The sequence below is a fragment of the Ihuprevotella massiliensis genome (assembly GCA_900095835.1).
Classification (GTDB): Bacteria; Bacteroidota; Bacteroidia; order Bacteroidales; family Bacteroidaceae; genus Alloprevotella; species Alloprevotella massiliensis.
The window spans coordinates 1,242,415-1,259,426 of record LT608321.1 but is presented as its reverse complement, the minus strand read 5'-3'; the positions used below and the strand labels follow the sequence as shown (position 1 = coordinate 1,259,426).

Genomic DNA, 17,012 nt, shown 5'->3' with positions numbered 1-17,012 from the left:
TTATTTCTTGATATAGAGAAGTACAGTTGTCAACAAGGTGATGGCAGAGAACCAGAAAGTTGGTGTACGGAGCGTGTTGGCATTGTTCACCGATTCGTTGGCTCTCTTCGTATTAGGTTCGACATAAATGATGTCGTTTTGTTTCAAGTTGAACACCGGAGAAGCATACACACTCTCCGTGTTGGTCAAGTCAATGCGATAAGCCGTTTGTTTACCATTGACATTGCGCATCACCAGCACATTGTTGCGTTTGCCATAGATGGTCAAGTCGCCAGCTTGTGCCAGTGCATCCAGAAGAGTCATGTGGTCGCGGTCGATAGGTTTACGACCAGGCATCGCCACTTCTCCCAGCACCGAATAAGTCATCGTAGCAAAGTCTACCACCACCACTGGGTCGCGAACTACGCCACTCGACACCAAGCGATATTTGATTTGGTTGGCAAGTTCAGCGCGTGTGAGTCCAGCCACAGGTATCAGTCCGAATTGGAGCATATCGATTTGTCCATTGGCATTCACAGTGTAGCTGGCTTTCGTGGAACCACCAGTGGCGTTGGTGACATTGGGCATATTGTAGATTTCCACCACCTTCGGGTCACGGCCATGGATACTAATGCTCAACTGATCTCCTGGTTCGAGGCGAATGTCCTCAGGATTTTGCAAGGTGATGGGCGTTGTGGTAGAGATATCCTGCAGATAGGCAATGTCTTTGATGGTATTACAGCTGGTGGCCATCAAGGCACACACAGCAATGATCCACACGTGAAGGCGGCTGGCAGAAAGCAATAAGCCATGGCGCAAGGCACCCTTGAAATAATTGTTGTTAAAGGAGTAAGTTGTCATACAAAAGAAATTTCACCACAGCATGACGAAGTTGTGGTGTAGGTGACAAGTTTAGAGTGGAGGCTTTACAATAAAAGTTTTTACGTATTACGTGTTTGTTAAGCTATGAGGGCTTATTTCTAATACGCTTACTGCTGGATTTCGCTCCTTTTTTATGGCAAAATCCGTTGTTATCGTAGTATAGCGCAAAGAAATCAGGGGGCTGGGCAAGCCCAAGTACGGAAGACTGCACAAAACGCCGCTTTTTGCGGGGAGAGTATGTGCGGTGCTTTTCGATGCTATATCGCAAAGGTATAGAATTTTGTTGGTTTGCACAAATAGAAGTTGAGATTTTTCTAAAAAATCGTGTTTTTCTCCTGAAATTTGAATAGTCCAAAGAGGAATCCTGGTGGAAGGACGTTAGACCTTGCTTTTTGCCGTTAGAAAACGTGGAGATCTTTTTTGTTTTTCTCCAAGAGAGTTGGAAAAACGTAGGAGAAAAACAAAAAAACGTGGGAGTTTTTTGGAAAAAAGTCCAACGTTTTTGGGGAAATCTCCAACGTAATTTTCTTGTTGTGGGCAACTTCTTCTCGGACGCTTGGTGAGGTGAAAAGCTGAGTTGATGGATTTGTATTGGGTGAAGTGTATAAAAATCTAAAACCCCCTCGTTTTGAGGCTTCCTCGCGCGCGCGTAACAGGGATTTTCGTCTTTTCTCTTTCACAACCTTCACAGAAAACGCTGCAAGTCGCAGTGTGTCAGTTTATAACGTGACTCTTTCGGACAACTTTTAACACCATCAGTGAACCTGTGTCAGAAGTCCATCGTTTTTGCGTCGATTTTCCAAACGAAAAATAGCCTCTTTGCAGTAGCTTCTGTGAAGGTTGTGAAAGCAAAAAAATGGAATTCCCAGGGAAGGCGCGCGTGTGACGCGCGCACGAGAAAACCACCCCCCGTTTATGATGCTTTGAGGATTCCAGAGACGAAAAGCCTGTCCGTCACTCTTGTGAGGAACTTTACGGATTGTTAATGTCTTGTTCTGTAAAGTGTAGATGTCAAAAATGATGGTGCCTAAAGAAAAAAGTGCAGTTTTCTTCCGATTTTTATCACTTTGCCCTCAATTCGACCCATATCTATTAGGGGGCTGTGGTGGCGGAGGAGCTGTCCACAAAAAAGTCGCACCGAAATTGGGGGAATTTCGATGCGACCGAATGAAAGTTTGTGCGTGATGCACAAAGGAGCGTGATGTACAAAATGAGCGTGTAGGGGATTAAGCCACCTTTTCGAGCTTCTTCATTTGAGAGAAGATGAAGAGGAATGAGAGGAGGCAGAGGGCGGCAAGTACACCCCATACATAGACGAGGGGAACAGCACCCCAAAGCATAGCAGGGATTACGGTGAGGAAGTTACCGATGGCAGTAGCCACGAACCAACCACCCATCATCATACCCTTGTACTTGGGAGGAGCCACCTTCGATACGAAGGAAATACCCATAGGTGAAAGGAGAAGCTCAGCAAAAGTGAGCACGAGGTAGGTATAAACCAAGATTTGAGGGCTCACTCGATTCACTTGTTGCCCAGCTTCGATGGCTGCTTTTTGAGCATCGGGTGTTTCCAAACCGATAGAGGCAGCGAGAATGACGCAGAAACCAATGGCAGCAACGAGCATACCATAAGCGATTTTGCGAGGAGCAGAGGGCTCGAGACCTTTCTTGTTCAACCATCCGAAGAGCGCAATGCTAACGGGGGTGAGACCAACGACAAAGCAGGGATTGAATTGTTGGAAGATAGGTGCGCTCACTTCTACTGATTGATCACCAACGGTGAGTCCTTTGAAGATGACAAAGGCAGCACACAAGAGGGTGATGGCAGTAGCAATGGTGCGACCCTTGAGGGTTTTGCTTTGCACGACTGCAAAAGAAGCGTAGATGGCAATGATAATCATCACCAAGTTGGTCACATCGAAGAGGAGGGATTCAACACCGGTAGAGCTAGTTGCCACAAAGTCACGCGCGAAGTAGGTGAGTGTCAAACCATTTTGGTGGAAAGCCATCCAGAAGAAAATCACCACAGCAAAAACGAGGCAGAGTGCCACGATGCGCGCTTTGGTGTCTTCCTTGCTCAATTCGGGTTCTGCAGCGACTGCGGCGTTGTTGTCTTTTGCTGGAACAGCAACGTGTCCGCCTTCAACATGACGGAAGGTGCTGCGAGTGGCAAAGTAAATCAAGATAGAGATGATGAGTGAGATACAAGCCACGCCAAAGGCAAAGTGATAGCTGTCTGCCTTGTTGAATCCATTGGCTTGAGCATACTTCATGATTTCAATGGCAGCAGTGGGTGCAAAGAGGGCACCGATGTTGATCGCCATGTAGAAGAGCGAGAAAGCAGAGTCGCGCTTGCTAGCCATTTCGGGAGAGGCGTAGAGGTCACCGACCATCACTTGCAGATTTCCCTTGAAGAGACCTGTGCCGATGCTGATGAGCGCAAGTGCACCGATTACGGCACTTACGGCTACAGAGCCGCTGCCGAGGGGTACAGCCAAGAGCACGTAGCCAAGGAACATGATGCTGATACCGATTTTCACCATTTTGCCGTAGCCAAACTTGTCAGCGAGAATACCGCCAACGAATGGCAAAAAGTACACGAACATCAAGAAAGTAGAGTAGTAAGTACCGGCAAGACCAGCACTCCACCCAAAGTTTTCTTGGAGGAACAGCACGAAAACGGCTAGCATGGTGTAGTAGCCGAAGCGTTCGCCAGTGTTGGCGAGGGCAAGGGCGAAGAGCCCTTTGGGTTGTCCTTCAAACATGGTAAGGGAGTTAGGGGATTATTAAATGATTGGATTGAATTTTTGTGGGAGTAGCGCGAAAGTTGCGTACCAGCATCTGCGTCTGGTTTTGGCATGCCTTTCCTTACTGTCTCTGCTTTTGTGCAGCTGCCAATTCCGCTTGGAGGAAGGGGGCAGTAGGTCCTTTGCCTTGTTTCACCACAGCTTCGGGAGTGCCTTCTGCGACGATGTAGCCACCACCGCGGCCGCCTTCGGGACCCATGTCGATGATATAGTCTGCCACTTTGACCACGTCGAGGTTGTGCTCAATGACAATCACCGTATTACCTTTGTCAACCAACTTGTTGAGTACGTCGATGAGCACACGGATGTCCTCAAAATGAAGACCTGTGGTGGGTTCATCGAGAATGTAGACGGTGTTGCCCGTGTCGCGCTTGGAGAGTTCGGTCGCTAGTTTCACGCGCTGGCTTTCTCCTCCCGAGAGGGTGGTGCAGGATTGACCGAGTTTCAGATAGCCGAGACCGACTTCTTGCAACACTTTGATTTTGTGCAGGATATTGGGCACGTTTTCAAAGAATTCTACTGCCTGATTGATGGTCATGTCAAGCACATCGGCGATGCTTTTGCCTTTGAAGCGCACTTCGAGTGTCTCGCGGTTGTAGCGTTTGCCGTGGCAGGTTTCGCAAGGCACATACACATCGGGAAGAAAGTTCATCTCGATGGTTTTGTAGCCATTGCCGCGACAGGTTTCGCAGCGACCACCTTTGACATTGAAGGAGAAGCGACCGGGCTTGTAGGCACGTATCTTGGCTTCAGGAAGATTGACAAAGAGGGCGCGGATGTCGTTGAACACGCCTGTGTAGGTGGCAGGGTTGGAGCGCGGAGTGCGACCGAGCGGACTTTGATCCACAGCCACCACTTTGTCGATGTGTTCCAATCCTTCTATCTTGTCATAAGCGAGGGGCTCGCGGAGAGAGTGATAGATGTGTTGCGAGAGCAGGGGTTGGAGGGTGTCGTTGATGAGCGTGGATTTTCCCGATCCAGACACTCCCGATACGCAAATCAGTGTGCCGAGGGGGAAGGTGGCAGTGACATTGCGCAAGTTGTTGCCTTTTGCTCCGATGAGTCGGAGTTGTTTGCCGTTGCCTTTGCGACGTTGGGGAATCGCAATGAAGTTATCGCCATTGAGATAGCCTGCGGTGAGGGTATTGCTCTGGAGCATCTCGGCTGGTGTGCCTTGAAACACCACTTCTCCGCCTTTGCGTCCAGCTCGTGGACCGATGTCCACCACATAGTCTGCAGCGAGCATCATGTCTTTGTCGTGTTCTACCACCACCACTGTGTTGCCCGTGTCGCGGAGTTGTCGGAGCGAATGAATGAGGCGCACGTTGTCGCGTTGGTGAAGTCCGATGGAGGGTTCGTCGAGGATGTAGAGCACATTGACCAACTGCGAACCAATCTGTGTGGCAAGGCGAATGCGCTGACTCTCACCACCAGAGAGTGTCATCGATGCGCGTGAAAGCGACAGATAGTCCAAACCTACATCGAGGAGGAAAGATAGTCGCGTGCGGATTTCTTTGAGGATTTCCGTGGCTATCGCGAGCTGTTTTCCGCTCAGATTCACGGACACGGCGTCAGCCCATTCTTTGAGTTGCGCTACATCCATTGCGGAAAGTTCGGCGATATTCTTGTCACCAAATTTGTAAGATAAGGCTTCGCGGTTGAGACGTGCGCCATGACATTCGGGGCATTCTGCGGTGCGCGAGAATTGTTCTGCCCAGCGTTGCGATTCGGCAGACATTTCCGCATCTGCCATCTGCTGGATGTATTTCACCAACCCACCAAATTCGGTGTAGATGTCGTCGCCTGTTCCTGCGATACTTTTGGGGATGCGCAAGCGTTCGGTGGTGCCATTTAAAATTTCATCCAACACTTCTTCCGAGAGATCTTTAACGGGGGTGTTGAGTGTGGCATCGTGCTGTTCGAGAAGGGCTGCTATCGCCCAGAAAATCATTGCGTTCTTGGCTTTTCCGAGGGGAACGAGTGCGCCTTGTTTGATGCTGAGTGAGGAGTCGGGACAGACTTTTTCCCAGTCGATGACGTTCACTTGTCCTAAACCCTTGCACTTGGGACAAGCCCCTTGTGCAGAGTTGAAAGAGAAGTTGTGGGGCGCGGGTTCGCGATAGGCTAAACCTGTGGTAGGACACATGAGCCGCTTAGAAAAATAGCGGATGCTGTTGTCCTCTGCATCGAGGATGAGCATCAGTCCTTCGCCTTGTTGCAAAGATTGGCGCACGCTTTGTTGCAGCCGCTCCTCATCTTTGGCTTGCACCTTCAAGCGGTCTATCACCACTTCGATATCGTGGTTTTTGTAGCGATCCACGCGCATACCCGATTCAACGGTGCGCAGTTCGCCGTCGACACGTACATTGAGAAAGCCTTTTTTGCGAACGGACTCAAACAACTCTTTGTAGTGTCCTTTGCGCTGCTTGACGAGGGGAGCCAGAAGATAGATTTTTCGTCCCTCATACTGCTGGAGTATGAGTTCGAGAATCTGTTCTTCGGTGTATTTCACCATCTTTTCTCCACTCAGATAAGAATAAGCATCGCCAGCTCGAGCAAAGAGCAGGCGGAGGAAGTCGTAGATTTCCGTGACAGTGCCCACCGTAGATCGCGGATTCTTGTTGGTGGTCTTCTGCTCGATGCTGATGACCGGAGATAATCCTGTGATTTTGTCTACGTCAGGTCGCTCGAGGTTGTCGAGGAAGTTGCGCGCGTAGGCAGAAAATGTTTCAATATATCGGCGTTGTCCTTCGGCATAAAGCGTGTCGAAAGCCAAGGAAGACTTTCCGCTTCCGCTCAAACCCGTGATGACAGTGAGCGCATTGCGTGGAAGGGTGACATCGATGTTTTTGAGATTGTGCACACGGGCTCCCAAAATCTCAATATTGCCGTCCTCAAGCGTGGGAACGGCAGAAGTGAAAGAGGGATTGAGGGAGGAAGAGGACTGCGTAGGATTCATGCTAAAGTCTGTGTGCTGAGTCGTTTGTGGAGGATATGGCGTCTAGCCAAACGCTGGTGAGCGTGCAAAGGCTAGTGCTAAAAGCTATTTGGCGACCGCATCGTAGCGGCGCAGGAGGTTGATGGTCTTTTTGAGGTTGTATTTTCTGCCATCGGCTCCGCGAGCAGTGACGATGAGATAGTAGGCACCTTCGGGGGCATCCGCACCACCAGATTTTCCATCCCAACCTTCGGCAGGATGGCTCCAGTGAGCCACGCGTTTTCCCCATCGATTCACCACATCGGCGCGGAAGGCAACAATACTTTGATACCCCTCTTTGGCTTTGAAAATGTCGTTGATGCCATCGCCATTGGGGGTGAAAGCATTTGGGAATTCAAGTTTACTCTCTGCAATGTTCAGCGCAAAAGCGTCCTCTTGTGCATAGCTGACGGTATCGTTGTTCAAAACAAAGGAGACAAGTAGGCGCACGCGGAAGTTGCCACTCTCAAGGAAATCATAAGTAGTGGCTTGTTCGTAGCGGATGAGAAAGGGGGTTGTGCCATTTTCGCGTGTAAACTGCCATTCGTAGAGTGGGGTGTAGTTGCCCAAATCTTTGGTGGTTGCTTCAAAGCGCACATGAAGTGGGGCTCCCCCATCGTAGCTAGTTTCTTGCACTTCCTGACCCTCAGCATTGGTATAGGTCATTTTGGGGGTGACAGAGGGGGTTGCCGAGGTTTGTGCATGCCCGTGGATGCCTGCCAGAAGGAAGCAGACCAAAGCAAGACACCGAGCGAGGGTGCGACGGAGAGAGGAAGCAAAGAAATTTAGCGTCATTTGAACTGGCTTGTTCATGCAAAAATACCAATTTGCAGCCGAAGAACAAAAAAAGTGGTCGATTTTCTTTGTATTTTGCAGATTCTGCCGTAAATTTGCACCAACGAAATCGCGCCTGTGGCGAAATTGGTAGACGCGCTAGACTTAGGATCTGGTGTAGCGATACGTGTAGGTTCGAGTCCTATCAGGCGCACACGACAACAGCCCCCTTCTGAATTTCAGAAGGGGGCTGTTGTTTGATATTAGCTGCGAGCAAGGTGCGCACCAGTTCGACTACCTTTTCTCTCCAAAGAGAAGCAGACGGAGGAAGGGAATCCGGCAGAGGAATCGGTAGACTCCCCAGCAGAAAGGGATGAGTGCAAGTGCTGTTGCGACTTGTAGCAGATGATTCTGAGAAAATCCCTCCACCACTTCGCGTATCACAAAGAAATGCGTCTGCACTACGTAAATAGGGAGGGTGATTGTGCCTGCCCAGACTGTGGTTTTTAAGAAAGGTTGTAAAGAAACGAAGCGTTCTATGCGAGTATAACTCCCTTCGATGAGGAAAAGTGTGGCGCAGATTCCTCCAAATCCATTGGCATAGAGGAGAAGATAGTGCAACATGTTGGTGAGTTTGGAAGGGGCATAAGGCAACATGTAGATGGAGTGAGAGAAGTCCCACATGGGCAAGACGAAGCACCAAAGCAGGCTGCCTGTTGCGAGGAGGAAAAGTCGAAGAGAGTGAGGAAGTTGAGTTAGTTTACGATAGAGGTGTCCCAATAAAAAGAAGGGGAGCATGAACTTGGCATACATGCTGAGTGGATAGTAGTGCCAGAAAAAGACGAAAGCGTAGGCACCCATCCAGAGCAAAATGCGTAAGAAACGAAAGGGAAAGCAGGCAACGATGCGAGCAAATACTAGAAATAGCCACAGGACATTGAGATACCACAAGGCTTGCGCATCCCATTGGGGTATTCGTGTACTAATGCCTAATGAGATGGGAATCAGTAATAAAGCAGAATAGAGGAGGCTATTGACCAGGCTGGGAATCAATAGCTGACGCATTTTCTGTTTTTGCCATTTCCAAAATGCTATTTGATGGAGGTTATTTCTTAAAAAATAGCCGGAGATGAACATAAAAAGCGGCATGTGAAACGAATAGATGCCGATAAAGAGCAGGTTGTGTTTCCAGTCTGGGTCCATCCATTGAATGGTGTGGCCAAGTACCACGAGAAAGATGGCTATACCACGCAAAAAATCCCACTTCCTCTCGCGAGATGAGCGAGAAGAAGTGGGATTGGTTTTATCTGTTTGTTGCATATCCTTAAGGGAGCATCAGGGAATTGCGGTCTGAAACGACGTAATTGTGCCTTTCAAACCCGATGTATCTGCGTAGCCTTATAGGGCTTTTGTAGCTTGAAGGAGCCATTCTTTATCTTTTTCGTCTGAAAGCAGTGGGAGCAATTTTGCACGCACCACCTCATGATAAGCATTGAGCCACTGGCGCTCGGAAGGTTCGAGCATTTCCACCACGATGGGACCTAAATCAAGGGGACAGAGTGTGAGGGTCTCAAACTTGAGGAAGTTGCCAAAGGGCGTTTGCTGCGCTGGTTGTGCCACGAGGACGTTTTCGAGACGCACTCCAAATTTGTCAGCGACATAGATGCCAGGTTCGTTGCTCACGGTCATGCCCACTTGGAAGGGGACTTCCGTGGCTGCACGTCGGTCTTTGCGAATCTGGTGAGGACCTTCGTGCACGCACAAGTGGCTACCCACTCCGTGTCCAGTGCCGTGTCCGAAGTCGTACCCCTCGCGCCACATAGATTGACGAGCTGCAAAGTCGAGAGCTAGTCCTGTCGTACCTGCAGGGAAGTGTGCCATGGAGAGTTGAATCATGCCTTTGAGCACAAGGGTGTAGGCTTTTTTCTCCTCATCGCTTAGCACTCCGAGGGGAATGGTGCGCGTGATGTCGGTGGTGCCGCTCACATAGTGTGCGCCACTATCCAAGAGTAAGAAACTTTTGTCGGCAAGTTGGGCATGATCTTCGGCAGTGGCTTCATAGTGCACGATGGCTCCATTGCCGGCATATCCTGCAATGGTGGCAAAAGATAGACCGCGGTATTCAGGATGCTCAGCACGAATTTCTTCCAATCGTTCTGAGGTGCTCCATTCTGTCTCTTGGTTGATGCTACCGTCTGCCACTTTTTCGTCTAGTTCGCGATGGAAGCGCACCATGGCTACACCATCGTGTTGCATGGCACGGCGGAATCCTGCAATCTCTGCCTCGTTCTTGTGCGCGCGCCAAGAGGTGATGGGTGAAAGACCTTGTTCGGGAGTCCAATGTCCTATGCACGCCTCGGAAATTAACTCTGCAAAAGCATAGTTGATGTTGAAGGCATAGAGGAAACTGTGCTCGTTTTGAGGGGCTTGTTGGAGGAAAGCTGTGACCCCATCGTAAGGGTGATAGGTGGTGTTCACACGTTGTAGGTAGTCTTTCACCGAAGGAGTGAGATGCTCATTGGTGATAAACAAGTGCACATTTTCTGCTCCTACGATGAGGTAAGCTAAGAAAACGGGGTTATAAGAGATGTCTTCGCCACGAAGGTTGAGCAACCACGCAATTTCAGATGCATCGTTGGTGATATAGTATTGTGCGTGCTGAGCTCCGATGAAGGTTCTCAAGCGCGCTATCTTAGCTTCGATGCTTTCGCCTGCCCATTCTTCGGGTTGAATGTAGATGGGATGAGCTGGAAGTGCTGGACGGTCTGTCCATACTTCATCGAGTAAATCGATGTTGACCAAGAAATCTGCGAAATCGTAGACCAAGTCGATTTGTGGTTCATACGATACGCTCATGAAATCAAAGCCAATTTGTGGTGAGCTCTCTACGTTTTTGAAAGATAATCTCTCTTCCTCTTCCAAGGTATATCCTAACACGTCTTTGATCCACTCTTGTTCGCTGGGCACTCCTTCGACACCCATGCGCATGAGTTCGATGCCACTGCCTGCAAGTTCTTTTTCGGCTTGAAGGAAGTAGCGCGAATCTGTCCAAAGTGCGGCTTTGTCGTGCGCCACTACGAGCGTTCCTGCGCTTCCGGTGAATCCGCTGAGCCACTCACGCCCTTTCCAGCGATCTGCTACATATTCGTTGTTGTGAGGATCGGAGGTGGGAACAATGTAGATGTCGATATTGTGCGCTTTCATCGCTGTGCGGAGGGCTGCGATGCGTTGGGCTGGAAGAGTGTGGGGAGTCATGGGAAGGAGATATAATAAGGATGAGAGAATTATGAGATAACCTTCTTAAACGCTTATAAAGGAAGCTAAAAGGGAGCTGAGAATAGATTGAAGAATGGTTGGGACTATCAAAACGTAGGGGTGATTACTACACCCTGCCAGCTATTCTGAAAGGTTGTCTGCGTGGAGTAATGGGCGAATGCTTTCGAGCAACTCAAACAATTCGTCCATTCTTTCGGTGCGCAACATTTGGATGCGTGTTTGTCGGAAGTTGGGAATGCCTTTGAACAAGGGAGTTGCTGCCAAATGGCGACGTACGTGGAGAATGCCTCGATATTCGTCGATGCGTTCCACACTTTGACGCACTTCCTCTTTGAGGACATCCAACTGCCAGTCGGGAGACATGGGAGCATAGTCACTCTGCACAGCTGCGGAAACATCGAAAGGAGTGCCGTCGAGTGTATCGCGGATTTCTTTGAATATCCAAGGACGACCGAAGGTGGCGCGGCCTACCATCACTGCGTCCACGCCATATTCCTCAAAACCGCGGAGGGCATCTGCGCCAGAGGTGATGTCGCCATTGCCGATGATGGGGATGTGCATGCGCGGATTGCGTTTCACTTCGCCAATGAGCGACCAATCGGCTTCTCCTGTGTACATTTGGCAACGCGTGCGACCGTGAATGGTCAGCGCTTCTGCACCACAATCTTGGATGCGCTCTGCCAAATCGACGATGATGCGGTGTTCGTGGTCCCAGCCTAAACGGGTTTTCACCGTGACTGGTACACGACTGCTCACGCGATCCACGACTGCGCGGATGATTTCTTGCATCAGTTCGGGAGTTTGCAGCATGCCCGAGCCTGCGCCCTTTCCGGCTACCTTCTTCACTGGACAACCGAAGTTGAGATCCAAAATGTCGGGCTGTGCTTTCTCCACCACAATCTCTGCTGCCTCTGCCATTGCACCGGGATCGCGACCATAAATTTGAATCACCACAGGACGTTCGTCATCGCAGACGGTGAGTTTTTGTAGAGATTTGTTGACCATGCGCACCAAAGCGTCGGAAGCCACAAATTCTGAATAGACCATTGAAGCCCCGAGTCTGCGACAAAGCAGGCGGAAACCGATGTCGGTGACGTCTTCCATCGGTGCCAGAAGCACAGGACGATGACCTAGGTTGAGATTTCTTATTTGCATTCTAGATGTTAGAGGGTCACAGACCCTTTTATATTCGCCACGACAAGCGTGGCTCGAGCATTAGAAATTAGAGATTAGACGTTAGAGGGTCACAGACCATTTTGTACTTGCCACGACAAGCGTGACTCGAGCCTTAGGCGTTAGAGATTAGACGTTAGACCTTAGTCCTTATCTCTTGGTGCGACCAAATAGTTTTTTGAGCAGCGAACCTTTTATGAGCAAGCCTACAGCACCGAGTACAAACATCAGCGCGCCGATGCCCACTTGTTGGGGGATGGGCCAGCTATCGCCAAAGTGTTCAAGAGCCGGGATGCGTATTGTCAAGAGTGCTATCACATTGTTCGCCAAATGTGCAGCCCAACAGAGGCGTAAATCTTCCGTGCGAACATAGAGATAAGCCAGCGCAAAGCCCAGAATAAAGGCAGGAACTCCTTGTTGCAAGTTGCCATGAACGACAGCAAACATCAAAGAGGAGAGGATGAAGGCGCCAATGTTGCCAATGTGCTTTTGTGTAAGGCGCAAGATACCAGCACGATAAGTCAATTCTTCGGCAAGTGTTCCCACGATGGTTACGGAGAGGATGCCCCAAATGTTTGTAGTAAGTTGGCGCAAAAGTGCCACCGAATTACCATCGTCCATTTTTAGAGGCTGAAGCATAAGACCTAGTCCTAGGCTCATCACCACAAACGCACCCGTGAAGTGGAGAATGGGCATCCCAGAAAAGCCAAAGTTGGCAGATTTTCCGCTGAAGAGTTTGATTCTTGCCCATCCCGTGAAATGGAGTAACAATACGTAGGCAAGTTGTACAATAAAGAAGGAGAACGCCATCGCTGGGATTGTGATAGCTAGTAGTTTTCCCTCTATACCTGGGAGGTTGAACTGTGCCCCGTGAAAGACTTGAATCTGAGAAAGACCCAAGGCTAGGAAGGGGATGATCAGTTGGAGAGAGAGAAACAAGCAGAATAATCCTGCAGACTTTAGGAAATCTTTGGTGATTGGGGCCATAATGATGCTATAATAGTTGTGGAAATATTGCAATGTTTTGTTGATTTACAGTGCTTTGCTGAGCATCTCACGTGTTTTCTCGGCATCTTGTGCCAGTTGAGCTTTAAGATGCTCCAAACCTTCAAACCGTTTTTCATCGCGTAAGCGACCGATGAATTCGAGCGTCAATGATTCGCCATACAAATCTTCTTTGAAATCTAGCAAATGAGTTTCAAGACTGATTTGTGTGCCGTTGTTGAGGGTGGGACGACGCCCGATATTCGTCATTCCTGCGAAGCGTTGTCCACGCCATTCCACCCACGTGGCATAGCTTCCCAAATGAGGGATAAGTTTTGTTGGATCAATTTCCAAGTTAGCCGTGGGGTAACCCAACTTTCTGCCGTTTTGGAAACCATGAACCACCGTGCCCGACACCTTGTAGGAGCGTCCGAGTAGGAGATTGGCTTCTGTCACATTGCCCTGCTCGAGAAGTAAGCGAATGGACGAGGAAGATAACTGAAGTTCCGCTTCCTCTTTGTCGCAAAGGACAACTTCAATTCCTAAATCTGCACCATAGCGCACATAATCTGCAAATTCTTCATCGGCTTTCGGACGACCAAAACGATGATCGTAGCCCATGAGTAGAAATTCCGCTCCCAATCCCTCATGCAAGACGATTTGCATAAATTCTTGTGCAGTAAGTCGTGCCATCCCCGGAGTGAAGTTTAGCACAGCCACTGCGTCAATGTGGCAATCTCCGATGAGTTCTATCTTCTCTTGGAGTGTGGTGAGTGAAGGAGGAGCAGCGATATTGCGCACCAACGAGCGTGGATGTTGCGCGAAGGTGACCACGAGTGTGGAAAATCCTCTTTCGCGAGCAGCAGTGTGCAGCGATTGCAGCACATGTTGATGCCCACGGTGCACGCCATCGAAGAAGCCCACAGTGCAAGCGACCTTTGCCGAAGAGAACGTGCAATCGTGTTGCGAGATGTCTTCGGACAAAGTAGGAAATGCTGCACGATTCAGCACAAACACCTCAGCTATGGGAACAGAAAAATGCAGAGAATCAATCGCGTAAACGTCCATTGTCATCAAAATACTTGAGCCATTTGCCACCAGCAGGTGCAAGCAGAGCTTTCCACCCAAAGGCTTCGGCAGCTTCGCAGTTAGTTTCGCTGTCGTCAAAGAACAAAATCTCACTGGGTGCGCAGTGGAGAACGTCGGTCACCTTTTGGAAAATCGCTGGATCAGGTTTCTGTTCGTGTAGTTCGTAGGAGAGAAACAAACCGTCAAAGAAGTCGTTGACAGTATGTCCTTCCCACGTGAAGAAATCGCGTAGACTCTGCGTCCAGTGTATCACGTTGGTGTTGGATAGCGCATAGACTTCGTAGTGCTGACGAATCTTGAGTAGCAGTTGCAGTCGTTCTGTAGGAATGCCTTTGAGATAAGCCTCCCACGCTGTGCGAATTTCGTCGTCGGTCAAGGCTGGGTTGTTGGCAATTTTGCGGATTTCATTGTAGAAATCGCTGAGACTGATGTCGCCATTTTCCAACAGAGCAAACACACCACCTTGACGAAATGTGCCAATGTAGGGACGAATGTCCACTCCCAAACGGTCGAATGCTGCGATGGAATCGGACTTTTCTAAATCCACCAACACTGCGCCGAAGTCAAATACGAGTTTCATACACCTGTTTAATTGTCGGTCTTCACTAATTTATAGAGTTTATCGCTAGGACGCACCTTTTCGCTCACGGGGAAAGCCACGGACATACCCTTAGTTGCCTTCTCCACAGGACCGTTGTCGCCGTGCATAGAGGTGACATCAATGTACACCACTCCTGTTGTAGGACCAATCACCACGAGTTTGTCACCCAAGTTGATTTCGCCAGCTTCCACCAAGAATTCGGCAACCCCAAGTTTAGAGAAATACTTCGTGCCCTTCGCCACATATTCTTTCTTTTCTGTAGCGGAAGAGCCATTCTTGTCTGTCCATTCTCCCAATTTCTTGCCTTGGTAGTAACCATCCCAGAAACCGCGGTTGAAGACTGTCGCCAAGCGTTCATCCCATGCTTTCACCTTCTCTTCTGAGTAAGTGCCGTCTTGCACCGCCTGAATGGCTTCTTTGTAGCACTGCACCACGGTGTAGACATATTCGGCTGAGCGCGCACGACCTTCGATTTTGAACACAGACACGCCAGCCGCCATCATCTTGTCGATGAAACCGATGGTTTTCAAGTCCTTTGGACTCATGATGTATTCATTGTCAATATCGAGCTCTACTCCGGTTTCCTTATCCTTGACCGTATATTTGCGGCGACATTGCTGCATGCACTGTCCGCGGTTGGCAGAGCGTCCTTGGTTGTCGAGCGAGAGATAGCACTTTCCGCTCACCGCCATGCAGAGCGCGCCATGGCAGAACATTTCGATGCGAATGAGTTCACCATTGGGACCCTTGATTTGGTTTTCTTCGATGAAATCGGCGATTTTACGCACCTGCTCCATGTTCAATTCACGCGCCAACACCACTACATCAGCAAAGGCAGAGTAGAAGCGCAGAGCCTCTTCGTTGGAAATATTGAGTTGTGTGGAGAGATGTACCTCTTGATTGATGGTGCGGCAATAGCTAAGCACAGCCACGTCTGCCGCAATCACAGCAGAGATCTTTGCCTCTTTCGCAGCATCGCAAATTTTGCGCATGAGAGCAAGGTCTTCGCCGTAGATGATGGTGTTCACTGTGAGATAGCTTTTAACACCCTTCTCTTCACATTGCGCGGCGATGTCGTGCAAGTCCTCGATGGTGAACTTGCTTGCGGAGTGCGAACGCATGTTGAGCGATTCGATGCCAAAATAGATGGAGTCGGCACCAGCTTTGAGGGCTGCGGCAAATGCTTCACGTGAACCCACGGGTGCCATTATTTCGTATGTCATAGTTGTTTTGTCTGTGTGAAATGGAGTTGTAGTCAATGTTGAGTTGTTGTGTTGTTCTTGCGGCAAATAAATGCGCAAGATATGACAAGCAAAGATACAGAAAAAGCGTGAGATGCTCGCCGTTTTTTGACTGAAAACCTCCCACGCGACTCAAAATCTCTTGATAGTTGTGTGCTGCACTTTGCGATTGTCCTCATTGCATACAATAATGTAGTGGGAGAACTAGTAGTTGAATGGAGCGCAAAGGGAGCCTAGTCGAACAGTCGGCTAGGCTCCCTTTGGAATAGAGAAGATGTGGACAAACCACACCAAAGATTTTCAAAATCAGACCAAGTAGCGACTATCGCTTCTTGGCATTTGCCATTTTGGCGGAATTTTTCACTCGATAGCGAGGAGCGGTCTTCTTAGCCACCAACTTTTGAGGTTGTTTAGCGGAAGAGTTCTTCGCCAATTCCTTGCGCTTTTCAGCACGTTCTTGCCATTGCGTCATCGTGTAGTAACGTCCAGTAGTAGGATCGAGCAATTGCAATTCTGGAAGAGTGGGCATTGTTTTCTCCGTCTTGGTGGGTGCATTAGCATTCACCACAGGAGTCACTTCTACCGAAACCACGCCAGCTTGCACCATGTCAATTTGTTGGGCTGCAGCTTTGGAGAGGTCGATAATGGTGTTGCGACGGTAGGGACCGCGATCAGTGACTTTCACTACAACGACTTTTCCATTTTTAGGGTTGCGCACGTGAAGGAGCGTTCCGAAGGGCAGCGTGCGGTGAGCGCAGGTCAGAGAATCTTTGTTGTAAGCCGAACCGTCGGCTGTGCGACGACCGTGCCAGCGGTCGCCATAGTAAGTAGCGTTGCCCACTTTGGTGTGCTTCTCGTCGGTTTGACGCGCGGCGAAAGCACTGCTTGCTAGTGAAAGCGAAGCCAAGAGGGCTACAGCAAATGATTTAATATGCATTGTTTGTGATTTGCGACAAGGCACATCCTTCAAACTTCCAAGGAAGTTGAAACAATGCGGTCGCTCAAGTCGAAACTCGAGGAGCAGGAGGTTCCGTGGCAGGGAGAACGGCTCCGCCATTTCGTGCGAAATGGTTGCTCGGCCTTGCCATATTAACTCCGCAAAGGTACAAAATAAGGTCGCCCCTCCCAGAAATTTATGGAAAAAGCGACCTTGAGAATGTTAAAACTACGAATTTTGCTAGTTTAGAAGTAGCAAAATAAGCTCAAATATCGGTGCTGTCGGTGGAAAA

12 protein-coding genes and 1 tRNA gene are annotated in these 17,012 nt (G+C 49.4%); 1 reads left to right on the top strand and 12 read right to left on the bottom strand.

Annotated features, from left to right (window positions below):
- From BQ2633_RS05280 to BQ2633_RS05265, 4 genes are all read right to left on the bottom strand, one after another.
- A complete protein-coding gene (locus BQ2633_RS05280; protein ID WP_083233958.1) occupies window positions 1-840 on the bottom strand; it encodes a polysaccharide biosynthesis/export family protein in 840 nt (279 codons plus the stop codon).
- A gap of 1,247 nt (window positions 841-2,087) precedes the next feature.
- Window positions 2,088-3,626 (bottom strand): peptide MFS transporter, encoded by a 1,539-nt coding sequence (locus BQ2633_RS05275; RefSeq protein WP_075565554.1) that lies wholly within the window; start codon window positions 3,624-3,626, stop codon window positions 2,088-2,090.
- Window positions 3,627-3,729: 103 nt separating this feature from the next.
- Window positions 3,730-6,627: an excinuclease ABC subunit UvrA gene (gene uvrA, locus BQ2633_RS05270; protein WP_346048225.1), complete on the bottom strand. Its 2,898-nt coding sequence runs from the start codon at window positions 6,625-6,627 to the stop codon at window positions 3,730-3,732.
- An 84-nt stretch (window positions 6,628-6,711) separates the two neighbouring features.
- Window positions 6,712-7,458: a T9SS type B sorting domain-containing protein gene (locus tag BQ2633_RS05265; RefSeq protein WP_083233957.1), complete on the bottom strand. Its 747-nt coding sequence runs from the start codon at window positions 7,456-7,458 to the stop codon at window positions 6,712-6,714.
- Between the two features lie 93 nt (window positions 7,459-7,551).
- Between BQ2633_RS05265 and BQ2633_RS05260 the strand changes: the two genes are divergently transcribed.
- Window positions 7,552-7,633: transfer RNA gene (locus BQ2633_RS05260), tRNA-Leu, on the top strand.
- An 80-nt stretch (window positions 7,634-7,713) separates the two neighbouring features.
- Here BQ2633_RS05260 and BQ2633_RS05255 read toward each other — a convergent pair.
- The 8 genes from BQ2633_RS05255 to BQ2633_RS05220 all read right to left on the bottom strand — a co-directional run bounded on the left by BQ2633_RS05255 (window position 7,714) and on the right by BQ2633_RS05220 (window position 16,720).
- The gene (locus BQ2633_RS05255; RefSeq protein ID WP_075565553.1) at window positions 7,714-8,739 is read right to left on the bottom strand and encodes an acyltransferase family protein; all 1,026 of its coding nucleotides are present in this window, start codon (window positions 8,737-8,739) and stop codon (window positions 7,714-7,716) included.
- A gap of 78 nt (window positions 8,740-8,817) precedes the next feature.
- Window positions 8,818-10,674 carry an aminopeptidase P family protein gene (locus BQ2633_RS05250; protein ID WP_075565552.1) on the bottom strand — a complete coding sequence of 619 codons (1,857 nt, stop codon included), beginning with the start codon at window positions 10,672-10,674 and terminating at the stop codon, window positions 8,818-8,820.
- A 141-nt stretch (window positions 10,675-10,815) separates the two neighbouring features.
- On the bottom strand, window positions 10,816-11,850 hold the full coding sequence (gene dusB, locus BQ2633_RS05245) for a tRNA dihydrouridine synthase DusB (RefSeq protein WP_075565550.1): 1,035 nt from the start codon (window positions 11,848-11,850) through the stop codon (window positions 10,816-10,818).
- Between the two features lie 168 nt (window positions 11,851-12,018).
- Window positions 12,019-12,855 (bottom strand): CPBP family intramembrane glutamic endopeptidase, encoded by an 837-nt coding sequence (locus tag BQ2633_RS05240; protein ID WP_141700140.1) that lies wholly within the window; start codon window positions 12,853-12,855, stop codon window positions 12,019-12,021.
- A gap of 45 nt (window positions 12,856-12,900) precedes the next feature.
- Window positions 12,901-13,920 carry a bifunctional riboflavin kinase/FAD synthetase gene (locus BQ2633_RS05235; RefSeq protein ID WP_176720092.1) on the bottom strand — a complete coding sequence of 340 codons (1,020 nt, stop codon included), beginning with the start codon at window positions 13,918-13,920 and terminating at the stop codon, window positions 12,901-12,903.
- Entirely contained in the window at window positions 13,901-14,521 is a 621-nt protein-coding gene (locus BQ2633_RS05230) for an HAD family hydrolase (RefSeq protein WP_075565547.1), read from the bottom strand. Before BQ2633_RS05230 ends, BQ2633_RS05235 begins: the two co-directional genes overlap by 20 nt.
- Before the next feature lie 8 nt (window positions 14,522-14,529).
- Complete coding sequence (locus BQ2633_RS05225) at window positions 14,530-15,765, bottom strand: peptidase U32 family protein (RefSeq protein WP_075565545.1); 1,236 nt, start codon at window positions 15,763-15,765, stop codon at window positions 14,530-14,532.
- Between the two features lie 340 nt (window positions 15,766-16,105).
- Complete coding sequence (locus tag BQ2633_RS05220; protein WP_075565543.1) at window positions 16,106-16,720, bottom strand: septal ring lytic transglycosylase RlpA family protein; 615 nt, start codon at window positions 16,718-16,720, stop codon at window positions 16,106-16,108.
- Window positions 16,721-17,012 lie beyond the last annotated feature (292 nt).

Bases quoted from the DNA above. Each gene is read 5' to 3' on its own strand.
- BQ2633_RS05280 (WP_083233958.1), bottom strand. From the start codon at position 840: ATGACAACTTACTCCTTTAACAACAATTATTTCAAGGGTGCCTTGCGC.
- BQ2633_RS05275 (WP_075565554.1), bottom strand. From the start codon at position 3,626: ATGTTTGAAGGACAACCCAAAGGGCTCTTCGCCCTTGCCCTCGCCAAC.
- uvrA (WP_346048225.1), bottom strand. From the start codon at position 6,627: ATGAATCCTACGCAGTCCTCTTCCTCCCTCAATCCCTCTTTCACTTCT.
- BQ2633_RS05265 (WP_083233957.1), bottom strand. From the start codon at position 7,458: ATGAACAAGCCAGTTCAAATGACGCTAAATTTCTTTGCTTCCTCTCTC.
- BQ2633_RS05255 (WP_075565553.1), bottom strand. From the start codon at position 8,739: ATGCAACAAACAGATAAAACCAATCCCACTTCTTCTCGCTCATCTCGC.
- BQ2633_RS05250 (WP_075565552.1), bottom strand. From the start codon at position 10,674: ATGACTCCCCACACTCTTCCAGCCCAACGCATCGCAGCCCTCCGCACA.
- dusB (WP_075565550.1), bottom strand. From the start codon at position 11,850: ATGCAAATAAGAAATCTCAACCTAGGTCATCGTCCTGTGCTTCTGGCA.
- BQ2633_RS05240 (WP_141700140.1), bottom strand. From the start codon at position 12,855: ATGGCCCCAATCACCAAAGATTTCCTAAAGTCTGCAGGATTATTCTGC.
- BQ2633_RS05235 (WP_176720092.1), bottom strand. From the start codon at position 13,920: ATGGACGTTTACGCGATTGATTCTCTGCATTTTTCTGTTCCCATAGCT.
- BQ2633_RS05230 (WP_075565547.1), bottom strand. From the start codon at position 14,521: ATGAAACTCGTATTTGACTTCGGCGCAGTGTTGGTGGATTTAGAAAAG.
- BQ2633_RS05225 (WP_075565545.1), bottom strand. From the start codon at position 15,765: ATGACATACGAAATAATGGCACCCGTGGGTTCACGTGAAGCATTTGCC.
- BQ2633_RS05220 (WP_075565543.1), bottom strand. From the start codon at position 16,720: ATGCATATTAAATCATTTGCTGTAGCCCTCTTGGCTTCGCTTTCACTA.